General features: G+C 36.6%; 14 protein-coding genes. 9 read left to right on the forward strand and 5 right to left on the reverse strand.

Annotated features, from left to right (window positions below; translation table 11 throughout):
* Position 1 precedes the first annotated feature (1 nt).
* Positions 2–1,261: an efflux RND transporter periplasmic adaptor subunit gene (locus ACIQZA_RS16755; protein ID WP_400936056.1), complete on the reverse strand. Its 1,260-nt coding sequence runs from the start codon at positions 1,259–1,261 to the stop codon at positions 2–4.
* On the reverse strand, positions 1,258–1,935 hold the full coding sequence (locus tag ACIQZA_RS16760) for a hypothetical protein (protein ID WP_402882872.1): 678 nt from the start codon (positions 1,933–1,935) through the stop codon (positions 1,258–1,260). The genes ACIQZA_RS16755 and ACIQZA_RS16760 overlap by 4 nt, the downstream gene beginning before the upstream one ends.
* Before the next feature lie 590 nt (positions 1,936–2,525).
* Here ACIQZA_RS16760 and ACIQZA_RS16765 point away from each other — a divergent pair.
* The 7 genes from ACIQZA_RS16765 to ACIQZA_RS16795 all read left to right on the forward strand — a co-directional run bounded on the left by ACIQZA_RS16765 (position 2,526) and on the right by ACIQZA_RS16795 (position 15,911).
* A complete protein-coding gene (locus tag ACIQZA_RS16765; protein ID WP_402882870.1) occupies positions 2,526–5,483 on the forward strand; it encodes a hypothetical protein in 2,958 nt (985 codons plus the stop codon).
* Between the two features lie 149 nt (positions 5,484–5,632).
* Positions 5,633–6,235 carry an S-layer homology domain-containing protein gene (locus tag ACIQZA_RS16770; RefSeq protein ID WP_403009926.1) on the forward strand — a complete coding sequence of 201 codons (603 nt, stop codon included), beginning with the start codon at positions 5,633–5,635 and terminating at the stop codon, positions 6,233–6,235.
* A 241-nt stretch (positions 6,236–6,476) separates the two neighbouring features.
* Positions 6,477–7,559, forward strand: coding sequence for a CAP and S-layer homology domain-containing protein (locus tag ACIQZA_RS16775; protein ID WP_402882864.1), 1,083 nt, complete (start codon positions 6,477–6,479; stop codon positions 7,557–7,559).
* Between the two features lie 1,017 nt (positions 7,560–8,576).
* On the forward strand, positions 8,577–9,500 hold the full coding sequence (locus ACIQZA_RS16780; RefSeq protein ID WP_400936066.1) for a C40 family peptidase: 924 nt from the start codon (positions 8,577–8,579) through the stop codon (positions 9,498–9,500).
* A gap of 247 nt (positions 9,501–9,747) precedes the next feature.
* The gene (locus ACIQZA_RS16785; RefSeq protein WP_400936068.1) at positions 9,748–11,643 is read left to right on the forward strand and encodes an N-acetylmuramoyl-L-alanine amidase; all 1,896 of its coding nucleotides are present in this window, start codon (positions 9,748–9,750) and stop codon (positions 11,641–11,643) included.
* Positions 11,644–11,833: 190 nt separating this feature from the next.
* On the forward strand, positions 11,834–13,813 hold the full coding sequence (locus ACIQZA_RS16790; protein WP_402882861.1) for an N-acetylmuramoyl-L-alanine amidase: 1,980 nt from the start codon (positions 11,834–11,836) through the stop codon (positions 13,811–13,813).
* Between the two features lie 202 nt (positions 13,814–14,015).
* Complete coding sequence (locus ACIQZA_RS16795; protein WP_402882859.1) at positions 14,016–15,911, forward strand: N-acetylmuramoyl-L-alanine amidase; 1,896 nt, start codon at positions 14,016–14,018, stop codon at positions 15,909–15,911.
* Positions 15,912–16,126: 215 nt separating this feature from the next.
* Here ACIQZA_RS16795 and ACIQZA_RS16800 read toward each other — a convergent pair whose 3' ends face one another.
* Both ACIQZA_RS16800 and ACIQZA_RS16805 read right to left on the reverse strand, forming a co-directional pair.
* The gene (locus ACIQZA_RS16800; RefSeq protein WP_402882856.1) at positions 16,127–16,348 is read right to left on the reverse strand and encodes an S-layer homology domain-containing protein; all 222 of its coding nucleotides are present in this window, start codon (positions 16,346–16,348) and stop codon (positions 16,127–16,129) included.
* Between the two features lie 77 nt (positions 16,349–16,425).
* On the reverse strand, positions 16,426–18,042 hold the full coding sequence (locus ACIQZA_RS16805) for an S-layer homology domain-containing protein (protein ID WP_402882854.1): 1,617 nt from the start codon (positions 18,040–18,042) through the stop codon (positions 16,426–16,428).
* A gap of 703 nt (positions 18,043–18,745) precedes the next feature.
* On the opposite strand from ACIQZA_RS16805, the gene ACIQZA_RS16810 reads away from it, so the two are divergent.
* Positions 18,746–20,029 carry an oligosaccharide repeat unit polymerase gene (locus ACIQZA_RS16810; RefSeq protein ID WP_142509150.1) on the forward strand — a complete coding sequence of 428 codons (1,284 nt, stop codon included), beginning with the start codon at positions 18,746–18,748 and terminating at the stop codon, positions 20,027–20,029.
* Positions 20,030–20,238: 209 nt separating this feature from the next.
* Here ACIQZA_RS16810 and ACIQZA_RS16815 read toward each other — a convergent pair whose 3' ends face one another.
* Positions 20,239–22,284 (reverse strand): S-layer homology domain-containing protein, encoded by a 2,046-nt coding sequence (locus ACIQZA_RS16815; RefSeq protein ID WP_402882852.1) that lies wholly within the window; start codon positions 22,282–22,284, stop codon positions 20,239–20,241.
* 237 nt (positions 22,285–22,521) lie between these two features.
* On the opposite strand from ACIQZA_RS16815, the gene ACIQZA_RS16820 reads away from it, so the two are divergent.
* Positions 22,522–24,783, forward strand: coding sequence for an S-layer homology domain-containing protein (locus tag ACIQZA_RS16820; protein WP_402882850.1), 2,262 nt, complete (start codon positions 22,522–22,524; stop codon positions 24,781–24,783).
* Positions 24,784–25,080 lie beyond the last annotated feature (297 nt).

The raw sequence follows: 25,080 nt of genomic DNA on the forward strand, positions 1-25,080 counted from the left end.
ACTAAAAGACAATATATTTTACGTAGTCTTTCCAACCGATCTCTTTAAAATTTCGCCACTCGATTTTTTTAAGAGGTATTGAACGGAAGGAGCGAGCTAAAATATTGCGTTGTTCATTTGCGATAATAGGTGTTCCAGCATCCATATAGCCTGTAAAGATCGTAGAATCTGCCGTTTTAAAGGCAACCTCGATATCCTCAAGGCGTATTTTACCATTTGCATCAATCGTATAAACGCTATGTTTATTATTCTTTCCAGCCTTCACCCATGCGGATTTCACCTTAAGCGCGTTGGATGCCTGATTTACGGTAATAGAAGCTTTACCGACAGTTGAAAATGGAATGTTTTCTAGTATGTCATCTTGATGCAGTATTACCTCATAGCTTGTAGGTTTTGGTAGCTTTGCAGACTTAGCTAGTTCATTTGCCCAAAGGGATTCCTTATTTGCTGGTATCATTTGTTTTTGAAAGACAATACCAGATAGATCATCGTCGTTATGCGGCAGTTTAAAACTAACGGTTTGTCCATCTTCAACCTTTTGCCATTCATCCTCGGATAAGTAGGCAAGCATAGACTTTTCAGATGAATAGATTTCAAATGTTACCGCACCAGCTTCTTCAGTGATTTTTGAGATTACACCATCTACTGGGCAAATAACACCTTGGCGCGCTTTAATTTGGCCAATTTGTGCATCCATTAAAGCTATTTGACGATTGGTCTCTGCAATATGACGGTTCAGTATTGCCACTGCAGTTGATGGAGAAGCTTGCTGACCTAATTCAAATTTAACAGAGACATTTAATTTCTCACTAATTTGGTCGGTATTAATAGAGCTTTTTGGGTCATTGCCTCCACCGTATTCAGATTCTATATCGGCTAAAGCAGATTCTAAATCACTTAATTCAGTTTCGTAAGCAGTGCGTTCAGCCTCAAGCTTTGCTAATTCACCGTCAACTTCCTCTGTTTTGTAGGTAGCTAGTAAATCATTGGCATGTACTTCCTGTCCACGTGTTACATCTATTGCAGCAAGATTTTTCGCATCTGCTGAAATCGTATAGGTTTGTGTTGGTGCAACAATCGCATCCTTTTCAACCGTTTCTACACGATCACTAGGTGTAGCTCTTTGGAATTCATTGATAAAGTAGGATCTTGCTACTTTACTATCATCCTTAAATACAAAATAAGCATTTACACCAATTAATAACGCTATCACAATAATACTTAAACTTGTCCAAGGTCTGGATTTAATAAAGCGCATCATCCTAACCCCCTTGTAATCCATTCTTGTAGTGGTAACACACTAATCATTCCGATAAAAATAGCCATTACTACATAAAGACCAATAATTTTTGCTAATAATGCCTTTCGATCTGACCACTCCTCCCATTTTGAAAGGAACGTGTATTGTACAATAATTGTTAATACAGTTGCTACGGTTAGTTGGTTGATAGCAAATAGTACATAATCCTTATCAATTACTTGCTGAGCTATAGGTGCAAGTGAGAAGAACGAGAAGTTAGTAGTGTAACCAACAGCATAAAATACAGCAAATAAAATTGTCTTTTCAATAAGTAAAAATACCATTACATAAAGTTGTACCTTCTGAATCCATTTGTAAGGAATGTCTGTTAATAGATGTAACAAGTATGTAACGCCATAATAATGGAAGCTATAATAGATAACTCCCCAGGCAATAACCCCAACCATTGATAATAAACGGGCTGTATAGTATTCAGTTGGATGATTCGATGCAAATAAGGTTGTTAAGCTTTCAGTACCCATGCCCCAAAACTCACGAACGGCGAATAGAAGCAAAAAGAGTATAAAAACGGCGAAGGATCGCTTTTTATATCCTCTTAGTTCTCCTTGCTCAACAGCTTGGGTAAAATAAGTGGGATGCATTAAGCTGTGCCAAAATTTATATTGATAAAACATATATAGCTCCCTTTCTCGTAAATTAAATCGTAAAGTTGTAGTATACATCTAATTACTGGAAAATAATATAGTAGAAATGCTGAGTTTTTCATGGATTTCCCTCGAAAAAGAGAAAATTTAATCGTTATTTTAGACAATTATACAAAGCTTTTATTCGCTAATTTGAGTAATGTTTTCAACAAAATATTTTCTGGAAAATATAAGGTGCAAGTATATATAGAGTAGCGCTTTCAACAGACGAGCGCTGTTTCCTCTAAGCTTCGTTTTTACACGATAACTGTCGTCAGCGGCACATATTCTTTTAGGTAGTAAATTTGTTCGTCTAAAGTCTATAGCATTTTTACTCGCAATTAGTCATCTTTTGCCAAAATTTCTTCCAGAACAATGCACATAATTCAATTATATAGTATCCTAACAATAACTTCCTATAAAAAGACTATTCAATCTAAAAAATAATTCTGTTAGTGAAGAGGATAAGCTTCTTTAATAGATTAGCTTGAAATAGGATAAAATGCACCGATACAAAAGGTAGCAAATTAGAAATAAATGATACATATCTATTTACCTATATAAAAGAAAGGGTGGGCATTTTGAAGAAACAAATACAGATTGGTGTAATAACAAGTCTATTACTAACTCCGACGGCGATTGCCAATGCTCAAGAAGGGCAACCTCAAACAATCTCTCAGGAAAATCAAGTAGCTAATGTGAATATAGCAGCAACAAATGCAAACGCTAAATCACAAACTATTGCACAATATGGAAAACTATCTGAAAAATCGACAACGACAGAAATGGCTGCTGCCAAAAGAGATTTAGCATTTTTAAGCGATAATTTTGACGTTGATGAAATCGAATTTATTACAGCTAAATACAACTATATAGAAAAACAAATAATTTTATTAAGCGATCTTAAGAACATTGGTACAAGTATTAAGGGTATCTCTTATACTAGTAAAACTTTCATTAAGGATGTTAATGATGCATGGAATAGATATCAGACATTTTTAGGTGCAACGGATGCTGATAAAACTTATTTATATGTTCAACAAACATTTAAAGGTGCTGTTAATACTGCAACCAACAATAAGGCTAGAGCTATAGTTAAAGATGTTACGGGTAAATCCCTCCAATATGATTTTGAAGGGGCTGCACTCATTGCTTATTTCAAAAGTAACGGGGCAGATATTGCGAAACTTTTAAAAATGGTTGATGATGCAACTGTAGTAGACAAAACAGTTAAACAATTAGAAACTCTTGTATTAACCCTAAGTAATCCAAATTCTGATGCTACTAAAATTAAGGAAATTACAGATGGCATAACGACTGAACTGAACAAGCTCACAGCTGACCAAAAGAAAATTGTTATAGCGCATAATCCAAATAGTGCAGCGGTTACACCATACAAAAAATATACAGAAGTGTTAGCCAACCAATCTACAGCTGATAAAGTAATTGCGCTAGTGGAAAAGTTAGACCCAACTGCAAAGGATTATACTACAAAAGCGAAGGCTGCTAATACTGCTTACTTAAAGCTAGATCCTGCAAAACGTGAATATGTGAAAAACTATAAATCGTTGAAGGATCAAGTAGAGGCGATGGATATTGTGACACGCATCATGGCTTTGAATCCATCGCAAAAAACATATACGGAAGTAGTGACACAGTTAACTGCAGATTATGGGAAACTATCATCTAACGGGCAACAACTTGTAACGAATTATCCTGCTCTTCAAACCGCGAATGGCTATATTACAACAGCTAAAGATTTCGACAATCGTGTTATCGCTTTAGCTAATGAGCCAGATACTACGTTTGTAGGGAAAGTAGCAGCGATGTCTGCAGAATATAAAACGATGGATAAAAATGCAAAAAAATTAGTAACACAATCGAAGACATTAACAACTTATGAAAAAAATAATGCCAATGTTGTGAAGGTTATTAATGCAATTGCAGCTTTAAATCCAGCAAATAAGGATTATACAAAAAAGGTTTTGGCAGCACGTAAGGCATATAATGCATTAGACTCTGCCTCACAAAAACGCGTAACAAACTACAATCAGCTAACAGCAGTTGAGGATGTTGCTACATTAATAGGCTTGATTGAAACATTGAAACCGACAAGTAAAACATTTTTAAATGATTTAGATTCTGCGCGCAAAAATTACGATGCATTACCACCAGAAAAGCAAAAAGTTGTCACAAACTATGAAAAGCTTGTCACAGCTGAGACTGAGCTGAAATCTGCACATACGGTTATTGCATTAATAGATGAGGCAGTGCCTAATGATCCAGATTATTTAACGAAGCTTATGAATGCTCGCGTTGCTTACGATAAACTAAATTCAGGACAGAAAAAGCTTGTTTCTAATGTGAAGGTGTTAACAGATCGTGAAAAAGAAGTAAAAACAATTTTAAATACTATGGTGCAAATCGATGGTATAGAGCCGGGCACAAGTAAATTTGTCAGTCAAGTAAACTCAGCGCGAAAAGCGTACGATAAGCTGACAAAAGACCAAAAGCTATATGTCAAAAATATTGCTATTTTACAAAGCTATGAGCCAACTGCTAAAGTGATTGAATTAATAGGCAAGTTAAAGCCTTCTAGTAAAACGTTCAATGCAGATACAGTACAAGCTCGAGCACTATACGATGCTCTAAGTAAGGATATGCAGCAATATGTGACAAACTACAATTTATTACAAGCTGCTGAAGCAAGCATCTTAGGTGCAGGAAATGTACAGCGTATGATTGATGAGCTTCCGACTGTCCCGGCAAATCAATATATTAAACGTATTGAAGAGATACGTGCAGCATATAATGCATTACCAAAAGATCAACAATATGCGGTTGAAAACTATAAAACATTGCAAGAGCAAGAAAAAATTATTAAGCCTGTCATTAGTGTTGTCAATGAGATTGATAAACTGATGACATCGAAAAATATGGACAGCCAATATCAAAAGGTGTTAAAAGCATATGATAATCTTACTGCCACTCAACGTAGATATGTTTATAACGAGCAGCTACTTCTTTCATTAGATAACGTTATTAAAGTTTATCAAAGTATTGCAGCCTTAAAGCCAAGCGACAAATTGTATTTTGGTATGATAGAATCTGTACGAAAAGATTACGATAGCTTAAGTACTGTAGATAAGCAAAGAGTATCTAATTACAATATTTTGCTTGAAGCTGAGAAAAATATGAGTGAAGTAAAGAAAATTGTTGGGATTATAGCTGGTCTTAATCCGGCTTCTAGCACATATATTCAAGATGTAGCGAATGCTTCTGCTGCATATAAAGCATTAGACTCTAAAGTAAAAGGACAAGTTCTTAACTACGATGCTTTAAAGAAAGCAGAAAAAGATGTAACAGCAGTGTTAAAAGTGGTGAATGCGATTGGTGAGCTGGACCCAGACGCTAAAACGTTTGAAAAGAAAGTACTGGCTGCACAAAAATTATACGACGCACTTACTCTTGAGCAGCAGGATTTAGTATATAATTATCGTATTTTACAAGATCACTTAAAAACATTAGGTCTAATTTAAGGAGAGAGGGCAGGTCCCTCTTTTCTTTCTTTATAATAAGGAAAGGAAGCGTTCATTCGTCGACTAAGAAGGTACATAAAACATGGGCTATTGCAACCGCGGCACTAGTTGTTCCCTGTGTTGCAGCCATGCCTGCGGAAGCAGCTGCAATGCCATTTACAGATATAAAAAATAGCGGAAGTGAAGTTGAACTTTACAAGGCAGTTAGTGAATTATATAGCCAGGGAATTGTATTTGGGACAACATCGACTACGTTTAGTCCTTATCAAAATTTAACACGAGGGGAAGCGGCATACTTTTTGGCTGAAGCTCTAAAATTGGAGACAAAAAATGTAGTAAATCCTGGCTTCAGTGATGTACCGACCTCTCATAAATATTACGGGCATATTGCCGCGCTTGCTGAAAAGGGTATTATTCAAAAAGGTACAAATTATAATCCAGATCATTTTATTAATCGAAGTCAAATGGCAAAGATATTGACAATCGGCTTTAATTTACAGCAGGCAACAACATTATCTGCACCTTTTTCAGATTTTACAAAAGAAAATGAAACTAATAGGTATATTCAAACGTTATTAAATTATGGGATTACACAAGGAACTAGTGCGACTACATTTTCACCTTATACAGATGTTCGACGCGGTCAAATGGCTTTATTCCTATACCGCACTTTGCAAAAAACTGAAGACGATTTCTATATATTAGCGTTGAATAAATGGGAAAACTCACTCTTAAGTTATTTTCAATCTTAGAGTGGTTTTTTTGAAACACTGAAGGTAAAATTAGGTAATAATGGAATATAGGTGTCGCATCAACCAAAGTTGGGTGTAAACTGCATTAGAATGGTGACAGTGCTTTTATTCCCCATGAGGGAAATCAAACATAAGTATACTGAATTGGATACGATCCCTAATTTGGTCGTTAGGAAAACATGTGGTGGGGAATTTGTGCCATTAGAGTACTATACATAATTAAACGAAGGAGGAGATAGCTATGTTTAAAAAAGTATCTAGTGTTGTTGGTATGTCTCTAATTTTGCTGACTACATCATATGCTGTGCCTCTGACAAACACATCTGAAGAAGTATTGGCAGCTAATATTGCAAAAGATGTTTCACAATCACATTGGGCAAAAAGCTCAATAGAACATATGCTAGAAAAGCATTATATGACAAATTATCAGGATGGCTTCTTTAGACCAGAACAACCGATTACTAGGGCAGAGGCTGCCGCTGCAATTGCTCGTTCCATGAAGCTAAAACTGGATACCAATTACACTCCTAATTTTACGGACTTATCGGATAATCATCCGTACTATAAAGAAATTTGTGCCTTAGTGGAATTAAAGATATTACAAAATGGTGATTGCTTCAACCCTGATGCACCTTTACAACGTGCACAAATTGCCAAAATGTTAACACTCGCGTATCAAATTGAAGTCGATTCTCAAAATCATAGTAAGTTTAGCGATGTTAAGGAGGGACATTGGGCAAAAGACTATATTGAATCACTTGCAGATGTTGGTGTTATTAAAGGGATTAACGCACAGCAATTTGCACCAAATCGATTGGTAACACGTGCGCAATTTGCTTCTTTGGTTGAAAGAAGTCTCGACTTTTCAACGAAGGTAACAAATCTCGAGGTAGCCTACGATTATTTATCCAAGTCTTATATTCCGACAAAATGTTTTTCACCAACCATGTCTAATGATGTAATACGTTTAGTCAACGTCGAACGACAAAAAAGAAAGCTCCCCCCCCTTAACTATGATGCAGCTTTAACACAAATTGCCGTTATTAAGGCACAGGATATGGTGAATCGACATTATTTTGAGCACGAATCCCCTTACTACGGTATGCCCTGGGATTTGGCAACATTATTCGATTATCCATATACGAGCTTAGGAGAGAATATAGGAAGAAAAATTCCAACACCCGAAGCTGCCGTCAAAGCATGGATGGCTTCACCAGCACATCGTGAAAATATTTTACGAGAAAATTACACAAATACCGGGGTAGCAATTGCAGTTGATAGCAATGGATATTACTATTGGGTGCAGTTATTTTCTAGTCAATAGAATGTGCGAAGCGAAGAAGGGACCCGCGTGAAGCATGAGAATACCCTCGGAGCAAAGAATGGCAGATACTTGCGGAGTAAAGGCGAATCCCTGTGGAGCATAGGCAAATACTCGCGGGGCATAGGCCAATTAGCGGCGGAATTTCAAGTTTTAGTGGCGTTCCTTACTTGGTTAGCGGCGGAATTTCGGGTTTTAGCGGCGCAACTCACACTTTTAGCGGCCAATTTCAACATATGCCAATACTTGCGGAGCAAAGGCGAATCGTCGCAAAGCAGAGGCAAATCCCCTCGCAAAGCAAAAGAATGACCCGCGAAAGGTAATTAAATACCACGCGAGCCCTACATCATAAAACGGAAAATTGAATCGGAAATGCGCATATTTAACAACTAAAAATGGTTCATCACCAAAAGTTGTGGATGACTTTTGTTAAAACGTCTACTATGTAAATTGTTGATTGGAGTGGAGACTGGGCGACTCCTCGGGGATCAGCGATAGAGGAACGAAGGCTAAAAGCATCACATCCTGTGATAACGCCTTCGTGACCAACATCGTGTTGGCCCGAGACCCTGCAGCGCAGCGGATGTTTTCTGTGCGAAAGCGTAGCGACAGCAACACCAAAAGCGGCTCATCGGACGCCCCCAGGAAGCTCTGCTCTGCGCGAAAGCGAAGCGTCAGCGGTAATGTTTTATCTGTGCGAAAGCGAAGCGGCAGCAACAAAGCGCCCAGTCGGAACGGAAATCAACCACACGTTTTGGTGATGATCCCTAAAAATTGAAAATTCACTAAAATCTGTAATCTATTGTGACAAAGCGTAGCGAATATTACAGGAATGTTACAAAAATCCCGATTATCCATTATTTAAAACCCATATTTTAGCGCTGATAAACCACGAAACGTTGGTATATCAGTGTTTTTTTGTGCTTTAAAAACCGTTACACAATTGAAAAGTTAAAATAGCATCTTTTATGATAGTCTATTTATAGGCAAAAAAAGTTCTGAGAGGGGTATACCGAATATATGAAAAAGAAATGGTTATTACCGATTTTTGCATCTTTCATGTTATTTACAACAACTCAAATAGATAAAGCTGAAGCAGCCACAACAACTGATGTAACTGATACAGCGTCAAAATATTTAGGTGTTCCATATCTTTATGGAGGTACAACTACTAAAGGGCTCGATTGCTCAGGATATACAACTAAAGTCTTTGCAGATTTAGGTATTGAATTAAACCGTACTTCAGGCTCGCAATATCAACAAGGTACTGTGGTAGCAAAGAAGGATCTTCAAGTTGGAGATTTACTATTCTTCAATACTAGTGGTAAAGGTGTTTCGCATGTAGCTATTTACATTGGTGACGGGAAAATGATCCATTCACAAACAGGTAAAGGTGTTAGTTACTCAAATGTAGATGATCCTTATTATTGGGGTTCTCGTTACATTGGTGCTAAACGTGTAGCAACATTTGATAGTGAACAAGCAGAAGCTGTTAAAGAAGAAGTAAAGGAAGCTGCGATTGACTTTACAGTTTATGCTTCTCGTGCTGAAGTGGCAGTGCAAATTGCTAAAGCACTTAACTTGGATACATCCGATAAAAATACGAATTTTACAGACGTAAAGCCAACAAATGAACATGCTGGTGCAATTGCTGCTGTATCGAAGTTAGGTATCTTTGCTGGTGATGGTAGTGGTAAATTTAATCCATCTTCACCGATAACACGTGCTCAAATCTCGAAAGTATTAGTACAGGCCTTCGGATTAAAGCAACAAGGCAATGTTGTAACATTTGCTGATGCTCCTGCAAATCATTGGGCAAATGAATTTATTTCAATTCTTGCTTCAAATGGTATTACAGAAGGTAACGGAAATGGTAACTTCGGTTACGATGAGATATTAAAAATTTCTCAACTTCAAACATTTATTGAACGCGCACAAAAATAACAATAATAATCAAATTCCGTATTACTTAGACAAGGGCTACGTTTAAAGTAATACATTGCAAGGAAGTTCTTTTATATAATGTATAAATTGAGGAGAGTTTGCACTTGCAGACTCTCTTCTTTTTATGAAATTCACAAAAATAGGAGTGATGCCTAGAAAACAGTTGAATAGTTATGTTCGTATGATAGTTTTGTCGGTGCAATTTTGCTAAAATGAACACGAGAACAGGAAGGGAGGAAATAAGACATTGAACCTCAAGAAAGTCAGTCTTATATTATGCGTCTTATTCATATCAGCTTCTATGTTTACAATACATAGTGCCCAAGCAAGCGGTGGGTTTGTAGATGTTCCTAAAGATCAAGAAGCTTATGAAGAGATCAATTATTTAGTTAGTTTAGGTGTTATTAAAGGATATACGGAAAACGGTAAAACGTATTATAAACCTTATAATAACGTAACGCGTGGACAAGTTGCCAAGATGGCTGTAATTGCTTCAGGTAACAAACCACTAGTTGTCAATAAATCAAGCTTCTCTGATGTAACAGTAGGCACAGAGCTTTCGGGCTATGTAGAACGCGCTATACAGCTTGGACTATTTAAAACAAATACTCAGGGGCAATTCTTACCGGATAAGCCTTTAACTCGTGATGAAATGAGTTATGTATTAACAAAAGCCTTTAAACTTGATACAAGTGAATATCAAAATATCGATTCTCCTTTTGTAGATGTAGGTATTACTCATCCATATGTTACATTTGTGAATACGATATACTATAACGGTATTACAAAGGGAACGGGTCAAAATTATTATCCAAATAACAAAGTGACACGTGCGCAGTTTGCATTATTTATAGCGCGTGCAAAAAGTGAAAAGTATCGTTTAGAGCTACCAGTTAAAGGTGTAGGTGTACCTGATACAAAACAGGTCATTGGCTTAGTTTCTATAACAACTGACGGATTAAATATTCGTAAATCAAAAGATTCTTCATCTACTGCTAATATAGTAGGTACAGTAAACAAAGGTGGTAAACTATCAGTCTATGCAGTTGAAGGGGACTGGTTAAAGGTTACTTATAAAGGTGCATTTGCTTATATTCATAAAACGTATGCACAGTTTTTAGATGCTGACGGTAACGCATTAGGGAATGTCCAAAAGCAAGTTACTGCAACACAAAATTTAAATGTTTACGTAAAACCAACTTCTTCTTCAAAAGTTATAACAACAGTTAATAGCAAAACGAAATTACCAGTTTATAAGACAGTAAGTGGCTACCATCTAACTGTAGTAAACGGTATACCAGGTTATGTCGTGGCTAATAGTACAGAGGATGTTGAAGTAGAACAACCTTCTACTCCAGATCCAACTCCACCTACAGTTTCTGGTGATGTATTAGGTCGAGCGACGGTTGACAGTTTAAATATTCGCAAAGAAGCTAACTCTACTTCTACGGTATTAGGTAAGCTGAAAAAGGGCGAATATATTCAAGTAAACAGTATTAACGGTTATTGGGCACAAGTTACTTATCAAGGTCAAAAAGGGTATGTCCATAAATCATACTTAAAGCTACTAAATCAAAGTGGTAATCCATTGAAAAATCGAATTATCATTCTTGATCCCGGTCATGGTGGTAAGGACCCTGGAGCTGTTGTAGGTTCTTATTCCGAAAAAGCTATCACATTAAAAGTCGGCACACTTGTGAAGCAAAAGCTAGAGGCTGCGGGTGCGAAGGTATATATGACTCGTACAGGGGATACGTATCCTTCATTACAAGACCGCGTTGACTTTACAAATGCTAATTACGGTGAAATCTTCGTAAGTATCCATGTTAACTCAGCAGCAAATACTGCTGCACTAGGTACTGAAACATATTATGCAATTTCAACAGGTGATATGTATCAAGAAGACATTGATCTTGCGACATTTGTAAATAATCAAATCGTTAATAACTTAAATATGAAAAATCGTGGTGTCAAAGAACAGCAATACTATGTTATTCGCAACACGATTATTCCAGCTATCTTAGTTGAGCTAGGCTTCCTAACAAATAGCGAAGACCGCGGTAAAATGACGAATGATAAATATGCTGAGTTATTTGCTGATTCTATCTACAAAGGGATTTCACAATACTACGCGAAAAAATAATAAAACGGGCTACATTGTTCAATATGAACGATGTAGCTTTTTTTGTTTGGTGCTTTAAATACTATGAGCATTGGTAGACTTAAATTCTATTATTTAGAATTTAAGTTGTAACACTTTCATCTATATGATAGTTTTACCTGTGGGATTTTGTTAATATTAATGGTAGAACAAGAAGGGAGGAAATAAGACATTGTATCTCAAGAAAATTTGTCTTATATTATGCGTCCTTTTCGTTTCTACTTCAATGTTTACAATAAATAGTGCGCAAGCAAGTGGCGGTTTTGTAGATGTTACGAACAAGGATGACGCATATGAAGAAATCAATTATTTAGTAAATTTAGGTGTTATTAAAGGGTATACAGAAAAGGGCAAAACGTATTATAAACCTAACAACACCGTAACGCGTGGACAAGTTGCCAAGATGGTTGTTGTTGCTTCAGGTAACAAGCCTCTAGTTGTGAATAAATCAAACTTCTCAGATGTAGCAGTCGGCACAGAGCTTTCAGGCTATGTGGAACGTGCTGTACAGCTAGGCTTCTTTAAAACAAATATCAAGGGACAATTCTTACCAAACAAACCTTTAACTCGTGATGAAATGAGTTATGTATTAACAAAAGCGTTTAAGCTCGATACAAGCGAATATGAAAAAACCGATTCTCCTTTTGTAGACGTAGGTATTAATCATCCGTACGTTTCATATGTGAATACGATTTACTATAATGGTATTACCAAGGGAAGTAATCAAAAGTATAATCCAAATGAACAAGTGACACGTAAACAGTTTGCGTTATTTGTAGCGCGTGCGAAAGAAGAAAAATACCGTTTAGATATCCCTGTTAAAGGTGTAGCTACACCTGATTCATCACAGGTTATTGGCTTAGTTTCTTCAACAACTGACGGATTAAATATTCGTAAATCAAAAGATTCTTCATCTACTGCTAATATTGTAGGAACTGTCAATAAAGGTGGAAAACTATCAGTATATGCAGTTGAGGGAGATTGGTTAAAAGTTTCCTATAAAGATACCTTTGCTTATATTTATAAAACGTATGCACAGTTTTTAGATGCAGATGGTAACGCATTAGGAAATGTCCAAAAGCAAGTTGCGACAACACAAAATATAAATCTTTACGTAAAACCAACCTCTTCATCAAAGGTTATTTCAACTGTGAATAGTAAAGTGAATTTACCTGTATATAAGACAGTAAGTGGTTACCATCTAACTGTAGTGAATGGTGTATCAGGCTATATCGTGGCTAATAGTACAACGGACGTTGAAGTAGAAAAACCTTCTACCCCAGATCCAACTCCGACTCCAAAACCAGATCCAAAACCAAAACCAGATCCAAAACCAAAACCAGATCCAAAACCAGATCCAAAACCAGATCCAACTCCACCAACAGTTTCTGGGGATCTATTAGGTCGAGTGACAGTTGATAATTTAAATATCCGTCAAGAAGCTAACTCTACTTCTGCGGTAGTAAGTAAGCTGAAAAAAGGCGAATATGTTCAAGTGAACAGTATTAACGGTTATTGGGCACAAGTGACTTATCAAGGTCAAAAAGGGTATGTCCATAAATCTTATATAAAGCTACTAAATCAAAGTGGTAATCCGTTGAAAGGTCGAATTATCATTCTTGATCCAGGTCACGGCGGCAAGGATCCTGGAACTGTTGTAGGGTCTAATTCCGAAAAAGCTATTACATTAAAGGTCAGCACACTTGTGAAGCAAAAGCTAGAGGCTGCAGGTGCGAAGGTATCTATCACTCGTACAGGGGATACGTATCCGTCATTACAAGACCGCGTTGACTTTACAAATGCTAATTACGGTGAAATCTTCGTAAGTATCCATGTAAACTCAGCAGCAAATACTGCTGCACTAGGTACCGAAACATATTATGCAGTGTCAACAGGTGATATGTTTAATGAAGATATTGATTTAGCGACTTTTGTAAATAATCAAATTGTTAATAACTTAAATATGAAAAATCGTGGTGTTAAAAAAGAACAATATTATGTTATTCGCAACACGATTATTCCAGCTATCTTAGTTGAGCTAGGCTTTCTAACAAATAGCGAAGACCGCGCTAAAATGACGGATGATCAATATGTTGAGTTATTCGCTGAATCTATCTACAAAGGAATTTTAGAATATTACTCAAAACAATAATAATGAAGAGCTACATCATTCAATAGTAGGCGATGTAGCTCTTTTTGTTTGATTTAACACTTTGCGCTTTAAATAGTATGATTATTGTTGAATTGAATTCTATTATTTTAAATTTTGGTATAATAATTACATATGTGTAATAGTTTTACCTAGGAAATTTTGTTAATATTAGTGGTAGAACAAGAAGGGAGGAAATAAGACATTGTATCTCAAGAAAATTAGTCTTATATTATGCGTCCTTTTCGTTTCTGCTTCAATGTTTACAATAAATAGTGCACAAGCAAGTGGCGGTTTTGTAGATGTTACGAACAAGGATGACGCATATGAAGAAATCAATTATTTAGTAAATTTAGGTGTTATTAAAGGGTATACAGAAAAGGGCAAAACGTATTATAAACCTAACAACACCGTAACGCGTGGACAAGTTGCCAAGATGGTTGTTGTGGCATCAGGCAAAAAGCCACTAGTTGTTAATAAATCAAGCTTCACGGATGTAACGGCCGGCACGGAGCTTTCAGGCTATGTAGAACGCGCTATACAGTCTGGTCTCTTTAAAACAAATACAAAGGGACAATTTTTGCCAAACAAACCTTTAACTCGTGATGAAATGAGTTATGTGTTAACAAACGCGTTTAAGCTCGATATAAGTGAGCATGAAAATATCGATTCTCCTTTTGTAGACGTAGGCATTAATCATCCGTATGTTTCATATGTGAATACGATTTACTATAATGGTATTACCAAGGGAAGTAATCGAAATTATAATCCAAATGAACAAGTGACACGTAAACAGTTCGCGTTATTTGTAGCGCGTGCGGAAGAAGAAAAATATCGCTTAGATATCCCTACTAAAGTTGTAGCTGTACCTGATTCATCACAGGTCATTGGCTTAGTTTCTGCAACAACTGACGGATTAAATATTCGTAAATCCAAGGATTCTTCATCTACTACTAATATAGTAGGTACAGTAAACAAAGGTGGTCAACTATCAGTCTATGCAGTTGAAGGAGATTGGTTAAAAGTTTCCTATAAAGATACCTTTGCTTATATTTATAAAACGTATGCGCAGTTTTTAGATGCAGATGGTAACGCATTAGGGAATGTCCAAAAGCAAATAGCGACAACACAAAATATTAATCTTTACGCAAAACCAACCTCTTCATCAAAGGTTATTTCACCTGTGAATAGTAAAGTGAATTTACCTGTTTATAAGACGGTAAGTGGTTACCATCTAACTGTAGTGAACGGTGTACCAGGTTATATCTTGGCTAATAGTACAGCGGACGTTGAAGTGGAAAAGCCTTCTACTCCAGATCCAACTCCACCAACAATTTCTGGGGATCTATTAGGTAGAGTGACAGTTGACAATTTAAATATTCGTAAAGAAGCTAACTCTACTTCTGCGGTAGTAAGTAAGCTAAAAAAAGGCGAATATGTTCAAGTGAACAGTATTAACGGTTATTGGGCACAAGTGACTTATCAAGGTCAAAAAGGGTATGTCCATAAATCTTATTTAAAGCTATTAAATCAAAGTGGTAATCCGTTAAAAGATCGAATTATCATTATTGACCCAGGTCATGGTGGTAGCGACGTAGGAACCCTTTACGATAAAATTTACGAAAAAGATATAACATTAAAGGTTGGTACCCTAGTAAAGGATAAACTAGAGGCGGCAGGTGCAAAAGTATTGATGCCTCGTACTGGAGATACGTTCTCTCCACCACAAAAACATGTTGATTTTTCACATGCTAACTACGGCGAAATCTTCGTTAGTATCCATGTTAACTCTGCAGCAAGTACTTCTGCACAAGGTACTGAGACATATTACGCTAAAACACCAGGTGATATGTATCAAGAAGATATTGAACTTGCGACATTTGTAAACAACCAAATTGTTAATAACTTAAATATGAAAAATCGTAAGGTCAAAGAATATAAGTACATTGTAGTTGCAAATACGAATATTCCAGCTATCTTAGTCGAGCTAGGCTTCCTATCAAATAGTGAAGACCGTGCTAAGTTGACGGATGATAAATGTCTTGAGTTATTTGCTGAATCTATCTACAAAGGAATTTTAGAATATTACTCAAAACAATAAACAAAGAGCTACAGCGATCAAAAGTAAACGCTGTAGCTCTTTTCGTTTAAGGGGGGTTGGTATTTTAGCGGCGCAAAGCACGAGTTTTGCGGCGAAATGAACACTTTTAGCGGTGCAAAACCCGGGTTTAGCGACGAAGCGAGCACTTTTAGCAGCGGAAAACATGAGTTTAGCGGCGCAACGAACTTCAACCGGCGATACCTATCCCTTAGTAGCTATTTTGAATTTTCATAAAGTGTTCTATTTACGAATTGAGCAAAGTTTTGACGTGTTACTGTACCATTTGGTTTTAATGTATTGTCGGCATAGCCTGTAGTGATGCCAAGTGAATATAAGGCTTGGACATCTTTATAATAAGCATGAGATGTCGGCACATCTAAGAAAGTATTATTTGTGTAACCTTGTAGCTTGAAGCCGTTGACAAGTGCTCGTGCCATGGCAGCGCGGGTCATTGGCTGGTGGGCATTGATTCTGCCATTTTCTACTGCAATAATACCGTAGCGTAAGCCTGTTGCTAAAACAGCATAGCCATAATCACCTGCTTTGATATCACTGTAGCTGAGCTTGATGCTGGAATCCCTAATGCTCGCAAAATCATTTCTGTTGCTTGTAGGCGAGTTAATGTCCCCTGTGGATTAAATTTCCCATTAGTTCCTTTCACAATGCCTAATGCATATAAGTTTTTAATATCATAATAGGCACCATTCGACGAAGATACATCTGGGAAAAATGGAGCGGAAGCAATTGTCGCTTTGTTGGAACCTTTTGCGCGCGTGAGCGTTTTAATTTCTGCAATCGTTGCAAATTTTTCATCAGCATTTTTGCGATCATCGCGCCCCTCTATAAAGGATGTACGTATCGTATATGTTCCGGCAGCTAAATTACCAGGCATAGTAATCTGATATTTTTCCACATGGGTACTAATATCTTTTTGATCAGCGTTGACTGTTGTGGAATCAGCAGCAAGTCCTGGAATGTAACGTTCATGTCCAATACCAACAACTTTATCGTTTGCGTCTAAAATTTCTACTTTCAATGTACCGCGTGCAGGCACATTACCATTGTTTTTAACCGTTACAGTGGAGTAGAAAACAAATTTACCAGACGGTGCTACATAACTTTGCACCCCGTCAGAGTAAAGCGAAAGGTTATAACGGCGGGGCACATAGCCATTATGTTTTTCGGCTACCCAATTTAAAGCATGCTTCATAAATACTTGTGCATCCTTGTCACCATTAGTTGTTATATAAGCAACACCATTTTCGTTATCCTGCCAATCCGCTTTATCATTAATATTTATATAATCATAGATTTTGAATCCAATTTGAACAACTCTGCCTTTTCCGTATTCAATCGCATGGGCTGCGCCAAATTCATTTTTTTTCATTGTTTTAGGTTTGTCTGTGTAATTGTAATCTGAGAAATATAAAATAGGTGTTGCAGATCCACCTTGCCAAGGCTTCATGATTTCTACCCAATCACGATCTGTTTTTGTTAGATTAAGCTTGCTTTTGCCAAGCTCTTTTGTTGTATTTTGAATAATTGGATGAACAGTATTTCTATTGCTTATTGTAGAATTTCCTAACACAATATCGTCAATAAAACGGGAATTAAAGACTTCAGTTAAATTATCCCACTCCATTACCCAAGAATCGACATCGTAGATCAATGGAGAGAGATCCATTTGACCGAGTTTAGGGAATTTTGTAGATTCATTACGGGCTGTTTGGAAGGCAAAAATTGCACCACCACCATTTCGAACGTACATTTTGACATTTTCGCGTTGCTGATGATTCATCATGACTGTATAGGCAAAAACGATTGCATCATATTGACTTAAACTTTCTAAATTATTTAAGTCTTTCTCATAAATTTTCTCTACTTGGAAGCCTTGTTGCTGATAGAGAAGAAAAGCTTTTAGTTCCTTATTATATGTGGAGCTATAGTCAACCTTTTCAGAAATACGTTTGCCATTAAATGTTCCACCAGGGTGTGTAGTATTGGCATATTTTTCACTACTTTCAGAGAAAACGACACCGATTTTCTGTGCAGCTTTAGCTTGTGTTGGTGCTAAAAAAACTACGAGCATAAAAGAGCATGCTAAGAGTAGTGAAATGAATAATTTCTTCATTAAATCCACATCCTTATTTTTGTATTTTTCTTCAATTACGCGATTGCGTCCTGATTTTGAATTGTGCTTAAGCCATGAAATTTGCATTACTTAGTTATCATACAACTAAATAATGGATAAAACATTAAAAGTTGGTTATTATCGTATGGCGATTTGAGGCTAAAATTGTGTTGTCAGAGCGAAGAGGGACAACAGTTGAGGAAATTTATGCAGTTAATTTTGGGTATAAACTCGTAATTTCGTTCATCACCAAAAGTTGTGGATGACTTTTGTTAAAACGTCTACTATGTAAATAGTTGATTAGAGTGGAGACTGGGCGACTCTTCGGGGATCAGCGTCACAGATGAGACCCTGCAGCGCAGCGGATGTTTTCTGTGCGAAAGCGCAGTGTTAACGTAGCGGCAGCAAATGTTTTGACTGTGCGAAAGCGTAGCGACAGCAACACCAAAAGCGGCTCATCGGACGCCCCCAGGAAAGCGCCCAGTTGGAACGGAAATCAACCACACGTTTTGGTGATGATCACGTAATTTAGGGAAAAAAGAAAAATATTGCATAATTTTATATAAAATCAATTCATTCCTTTCTATAAGTCTACCTGTATTTATGATATAATAACTCTTGTTTTGCTTAGTAAATAAAAGAATAAACAATTTTGATTCGCGATAGAGGAGGGCAATCACATCTTCTGAGATGTATGACATTTATGAATAAACTGAAACAAACTTTTGCAAAGGTCAACAAAATTGATACGTTTTCGCCGTATTTCTTTTTACCTTTTATATTAATGCTCTATTTCTTTACAAGTCTATTTGATTTTCATCGATTTGAATTATTTAATTTACGAGTATCAATTTGGCCAGCAGTATTTTTAGCAGTAATATGCTATTACATTGGTGTGTATATTATTGATAAGTTACAATGGACAATCCCATCATTTGGTTTATCCTTCTTAGGGAAATATGTTGTTCATTTTATCGTATTTTTAACTTTACTTGGTTTAGTTGCATATGTATTAATGATGATTAAAGGTGGTGGATTAGGAATTTCTGATGAATCTAATCGACGTAACCTTGATCCAAAATTAAACTTCTTTGCTCAATTATTATGGTATGGCATTTTACTATTATTATCATATAAAATGATTTTAGAAAAAAATATAACATGGAAAAAAACATTAATCTACGGCTCCATTTATGCTGCAGTAATGTTCTTATTCCTATTAATGGGTTACCGTACACCATTAATTATTATGTTATTTACTGGTATTATCATTTTCCATTACGTTGTAAAACGAGTGAAATTAACATGGTTCCTTACAGCTCTGTTTGTGATCGGGGTAGCCTTCTCAATGTTTGGCTTCCTTCGTGTTGTATCAGAGGATACAACGAAAGAATTTAATAGCCGTGAACAACCAGATGTAGAATTGACTGAAACAGAAAAGGAAAAGCTGTTATCAGTAGAGCAGCAAGTTAACTTAACACCAAAATGGATTCGTTCAATAAATGGTGAGAGTGTAACAGGCCATATTGTATTAAGTAAAATTATCGAATATACGCAGGAGGAAGGTTACCTAAATGGGGAAATCCATGGTGGTATCTTCAGTACAATTTTACCAGGTGAACAAGTTTCACCACGTATGAGAGTAACAGAAGTTGTAAACTCTCTAGCTGAATCTGAAGGTAAATATATTACACGTCCTAACAGAACAACAACACCAACATTTATTGGTCAATTATTCTTAGACGGCGGTTATCTGCTTGTAGCGATAGGCTTCTTCTTATATGGTGTATTAATCTCATTAATTTATAATAAAGTGAAGCAAGGCGGTATTCGTAGCTTCCATTCGGTAGCTTATGCATTTGTCATTACCGTATTTACAGTGTCTATGCATACAGGCTTACTTGATTTAATCTTTATTTTAATGCTAGGCTTTGTCATAATTGCGTCAGCGATTATTAAAACAGATAAGAAAAAGCTTTCATATTAACAATAATAGAGATGTCTCAAATATTATTTGAGGCATCTCTTTTTCATTAGGGTGTTCCTAAGGCAGGTGGATGTAGATAAAATTCAGAAGTTGGATGACATTTGTTTTGCCGAAAAACCATGTTATATTTAATGCGACACCTTAACATTGCCATAATAACTTTTCAACAACATAAAAAGTCGCCCTACGTTATAGGACGACTTCTTTTTTTATTTTACTGTATTGATCACTTGTACATAGTCTTTGCTTACGAAAGCTGTTCCTGTATACAATTTATCAGAAAGGACCTCATACCAGCCGTTTGTCGCAGAGCTTGTGATGATCACAGGCATACTACTTCGTGCATATGTGAATAGTGGGTTAAAGCTAGTAGCCGCGCCTGTACGAACGTTTAAGCCGGTTGTTGTTGTTATACCGATTGTGTATGGATTTTTGGCATCCTTAAAGCCTAATGCTTTTTCAGCACGGTAATAGTGTCCTGCAATTTTTGCACCCCAGTATGGATCAGAAGCGTATTTCACGTTAAAGCCAAGAGCTTTTGAACCTACTACTGCACCATTCGCAAAGTTTCTACCAGGTGACCCCCCTGGAGTAATGTAGTTTGGCTGTAGGAATTTTTCAACAAGCTCATTGATATTGTCAGCTATACTATCAAACTTTTTGTTTAGTGGGTTCGTATCAGTCACGTACAAACCAAATAAGTTGTTTAAGTCTTGTGCCTGATTACTCATACCATAAGCACTCTCATGCTGAGCAAGTGATAAAATAAGCATTGCGTTAATTTGAGATTTTGCTTCCACATCTTTCAATGTTTTCCCTAAACCTATTAACTTACTTTTCTTTGTAGCATCTTTATAACTGCTAACTCCTGTACTCTCAACCTCTGCTAGCTTATTCATTATATAAGCATCTAGTTCTTGTGCCGTATATTGTGTTTGGGCACGGGCAGGTAAAAATTGATAATAGTTATAGGCATCACCTTTAGAGGAGCCGTTGCCGTTTGAGAAATAAATACCGTTCCAGCTATAGTATTTTTCGTTTTGCTTCATAAAGGATGGCGCTTTTCCGAAAACATAGCTAGAAGAATATTTATTTGTGTTGTAATCGTAAAGTGTGTGCTTAATTTCACCATTCACATTTTCATAGTAAGAACGACCTTTGCTCATTGAAAATGGGATTAATGTAACATCAGCGTGTTTTAAGTAGCCGACTTGACCAGCTAATCGAACTTTTACTTGTGTTGCATCACTGCTTAGGTATTCCATTTCTGTATTACCCGCAACAGCAAGCGAGTCATTAATTGTTTCAGATTTTAGTGCTACGTAATTATTTGTAACAACATAGCCTGAAGACATTTTCACAATTTTATCACTTTGGACAACAACCTGAGTGTTTTTTGTCACAGCTTTTTCAGCAGCTTCGAAGGTAGAGAAACCTTGATTACCAACTAATGTGCCGTTTGAAATTTCCTTAATAGCATATTTAGAAGATCCGGTATTTGTATCGCCACCGTTTGAATTACCACCGTTAGTATTGCCGCCGTTAGTATTGCCGCCGTTAGTATTACCGCCGCTAGTGTTGCCACCGTTAGTATTACCACTGTTTGAATTGCCACCGTTAGTATTACCACTGTTTGAATTGCCATCGTTTGGATCACCAGCAAGTTGCATTAGACGGACAATAAACGAAGATGCTTGTCCAATTGTTGCATTTTTTTCAGGCATAAAGTAACCATTAGCGCCTTTAATGATTTCTAGTTGTGCACCTATAGCTACTGCTTGACGGTAGTCTTTTATTATAGCTGCATTATCCTTAAAGGTAATAGTAGAAGTACCTTTAGGAATGTTTAAATAATCGATAGCTCTCTCAAGCATAACCGCCATATGCTGTCTTGAAACAGCGGCATTAGGCTTAAATGAACCATCTCCGTAACCTGTAATAATGCCAGCTGAAGCAGCAAGCTTAATATCCTTTGCATGTACATATGTATCTGGGACATCTTTAAAGACTATGTCGCTTGTCGCTTCAAGATTCATGGCTTTAGTTAAATAAGAAGCAAACTCTCCGCGTGTCACATTGGCATCTGGACGATAACTTCCTTTTGCATCTTTTACTAATGCATTTTTAGAAATTAAATAACGAAGACCCTGTTCATGTGAATGCCCTGTCAGTTCGTCAGCAAATGCCAGTTGGGGTTGCCAAAGAAGCATGCCGATTACTGTCATAAGCAAAGCAATGATTGATAGTTTTTTCATATTTTACCCTCCTAGACTTCTACATCATTTTACCAAAGTTATAGAGTAACGATAAGGGTCAAATGTTAGAAAAATCATAAAATGAGACTATATAAATAGTTTTCATGACAATTCATATAAAACTGGAAAATAGCATAAATGTTCCATGGATATTTTGTCATATTTTTGATAGTGTTGTAGAAGTAAAACATGTGAAGGGAGAGTTGAAGGCTCCATTTTACTCAGGAGCGCAAAAAAATGAAAAAAATAGCGAAAAATTTACTAGTTCTAGTTGTATTATTGTCAATGGTTGTTAGTCCGTTAAATGCCTATGCTGCCCAAACGGTCAAAAAGGAATATAAATTATCACATGGTGTGCAGTATAAACAATATACATACAGCAGTACCAAAACAAATTCTATTAATCATCTTGCTATTAATGTAGACGAAACGACGGAAGTACAATTAGGTATGCCCGCGAATGTCAATGGCAGAGAATCGACAGTAGCAAATGCTAATCGTAATTCACGCGAGGGGAATCGTGTAGTTGGTGCTATTAATGCAAGTTTCTTCGATATGTCAGCAGGTTTCCCATTATTTTTACTAAGTAAAGATAATGTTATTTTAAACGGTGGTGCTGTTTCAAACGGCTCCGATGAATATATGAATGTCCCTACAGCTTTTGGTGTATCTCCAGATGGCAGTGGTGTCATTGACTATTTTGATTTTAATGTAACCCTTTCTCACAAAGGTAAAGACTATAAAATGACAGGGATGAATCGTGCACGTAATATATATGAAGGGATTGTTTACACACCACAATTTTATAGTAAAACAACAAATACAAATGAATATGGTTTTGAAATCGTAGTAGATACAGGAGCTCCGATTACTGAAAATAAATTTGGTCAAACATTGACAGGTAAAGTTACACAAATTACACCTTATGGATCAAAAGAAAAAATATCCATCCCTTCAACTGGCTTTGTCGTATCATTACAAGGTGGGGATTGGCACAGTAAGCTAAACCAAATTGCAGTTGGAGATGAGTTGAGTGTTAACTTCGCTATTGATAAGCAATGGCAGGATGCAAAATTTATCATGGCAAGTGGTCCGTATTTAGTAAAAGATAATAAACCTTACATTATGATGAGCACATCTAGTAAGCGTGCAACAGAGGTTACAGCACGTACTATTGTGGCGACAAGTAATAATGGAAAAACAGTACACTTTATTACGGTTGATGGAAAACAGAAACATAGCGCAGGGATGAATATGGTTCAACTTGCGAACTATTTAGTGTCGCTTGGTGTTGATCGAGCAATTAACTTAGATGGTGGCGGTTCAACAACGATGGGTATTCGGAATTACGGTAATAATAATGTCGTATTAGCGAACCTACCTTTAAATGCAGGCAATGCGCAACGTCTTGTGTCCGCAACATTACAAGCTGTAAGTACGGCACCAACTGGCAAAGGCACACAAATTAAATATACGAATAGTACAAACCATGCAACTCTTTTAGCAGGTGCTTCGTCTAGTATAGCAGTACAATATATTTTAGATGAAAACTATAATGCGCTACCATTAGACGGTCATGTATCGCTAACATCTGAGAATAATACTTTAAAAGTTAACGGCTTGAACTATACTTCAACGACAGCTGGCGATGATCGTATTTTTATCAACCACGATGGCACACCTGTTGAATCATTCCAAGTGAAAGTAGTAGATGCTCCAGCAACAATGGACATTGCACCAAAGTCAAAAACAGTAGGAGCAGGCGAAACTGTTAAATTTACTATGGATGCAAAGGATGACGGTGGCAAACCGCTAGTTTACAATGCATCACAAGTGAAATGGTCTGTAGAAGGTAATATTGGTACGATTACTAGTGATGGTAAATTTACAGCTAAAAATCCAGGTGCTACTGGTAAAGTAGTAGCGATTTTAGGAACAAAACGTGTAGAGGCTACTGTAACTGTAGCACAAGCTGCGTTGTTTAAAGATATTCCAAGTAACTATGTGTACTATAAAGAAATTGAGTATTTAACAAAAAATAATATTATTACAGGTCATCCAGATGGCACATTTAGACCAAATGACAAACTTACACGTGCACATGCAGCAGTTATTATTAGTCGCGCACTTGATTTAAAAACATCAAACGTCAAAAATCCAGGCTTTAAGGATATTCCTGCGAATCACATATATTATAAACAAATCGCAGCTGTAGTTGAGTCTGGCATTATGAGCGGTAAGGGCAATAATGTCTTTGATCCTGATGCTACTTTAACTCGTGCACAAATGGCGAAGGTTGTAGCTTTAGCTTATAATCTAAAAGGAACAAGCAGCACTAACTTTAAAGATGTATCGAAGGATCATTGGGCATACACATATGTTCAACAGTTAGCTGCAAACAAAATTACAACTGGTTATGGTGATAACACCTTTAAGCCAGATGAAGCGATTAGTCGCGCTCATTTCGGATTATTCCTTTATAGAGCAATTAATCAATAATAGTCGTCCTTAAAGAATGGCTTAGCATTTAAAAAATAGCAAACTAGTCGTGTTACCTAGTTTGCTATTTTTCTCTTTAAATAAAAAGGTTATTGATTGGGACCTTGCAAATAAATATTTAATTGATATTTATTGAAACCGTATAAGTTGATTAACGGCTCAACGGATGCTCCAAGGGAGCGCCTAGCCGCAACGGAAATCAACCTTACGTTATGTTGATGAGCAAACATATCACAAGATTAGTAGCAACTTTTGAAGCTCATCTTATATTTACTATTTTTAAAAGAACGTAAATGT

This window comes from Lysinibacillus sp. NPDC096382, from assembly GCF_044762845.1.
Classification (GTDB): Bacteria; Bacillota; Bacilli; order Bacillales_A; family Planococcaceae; genus Lysinibacillus.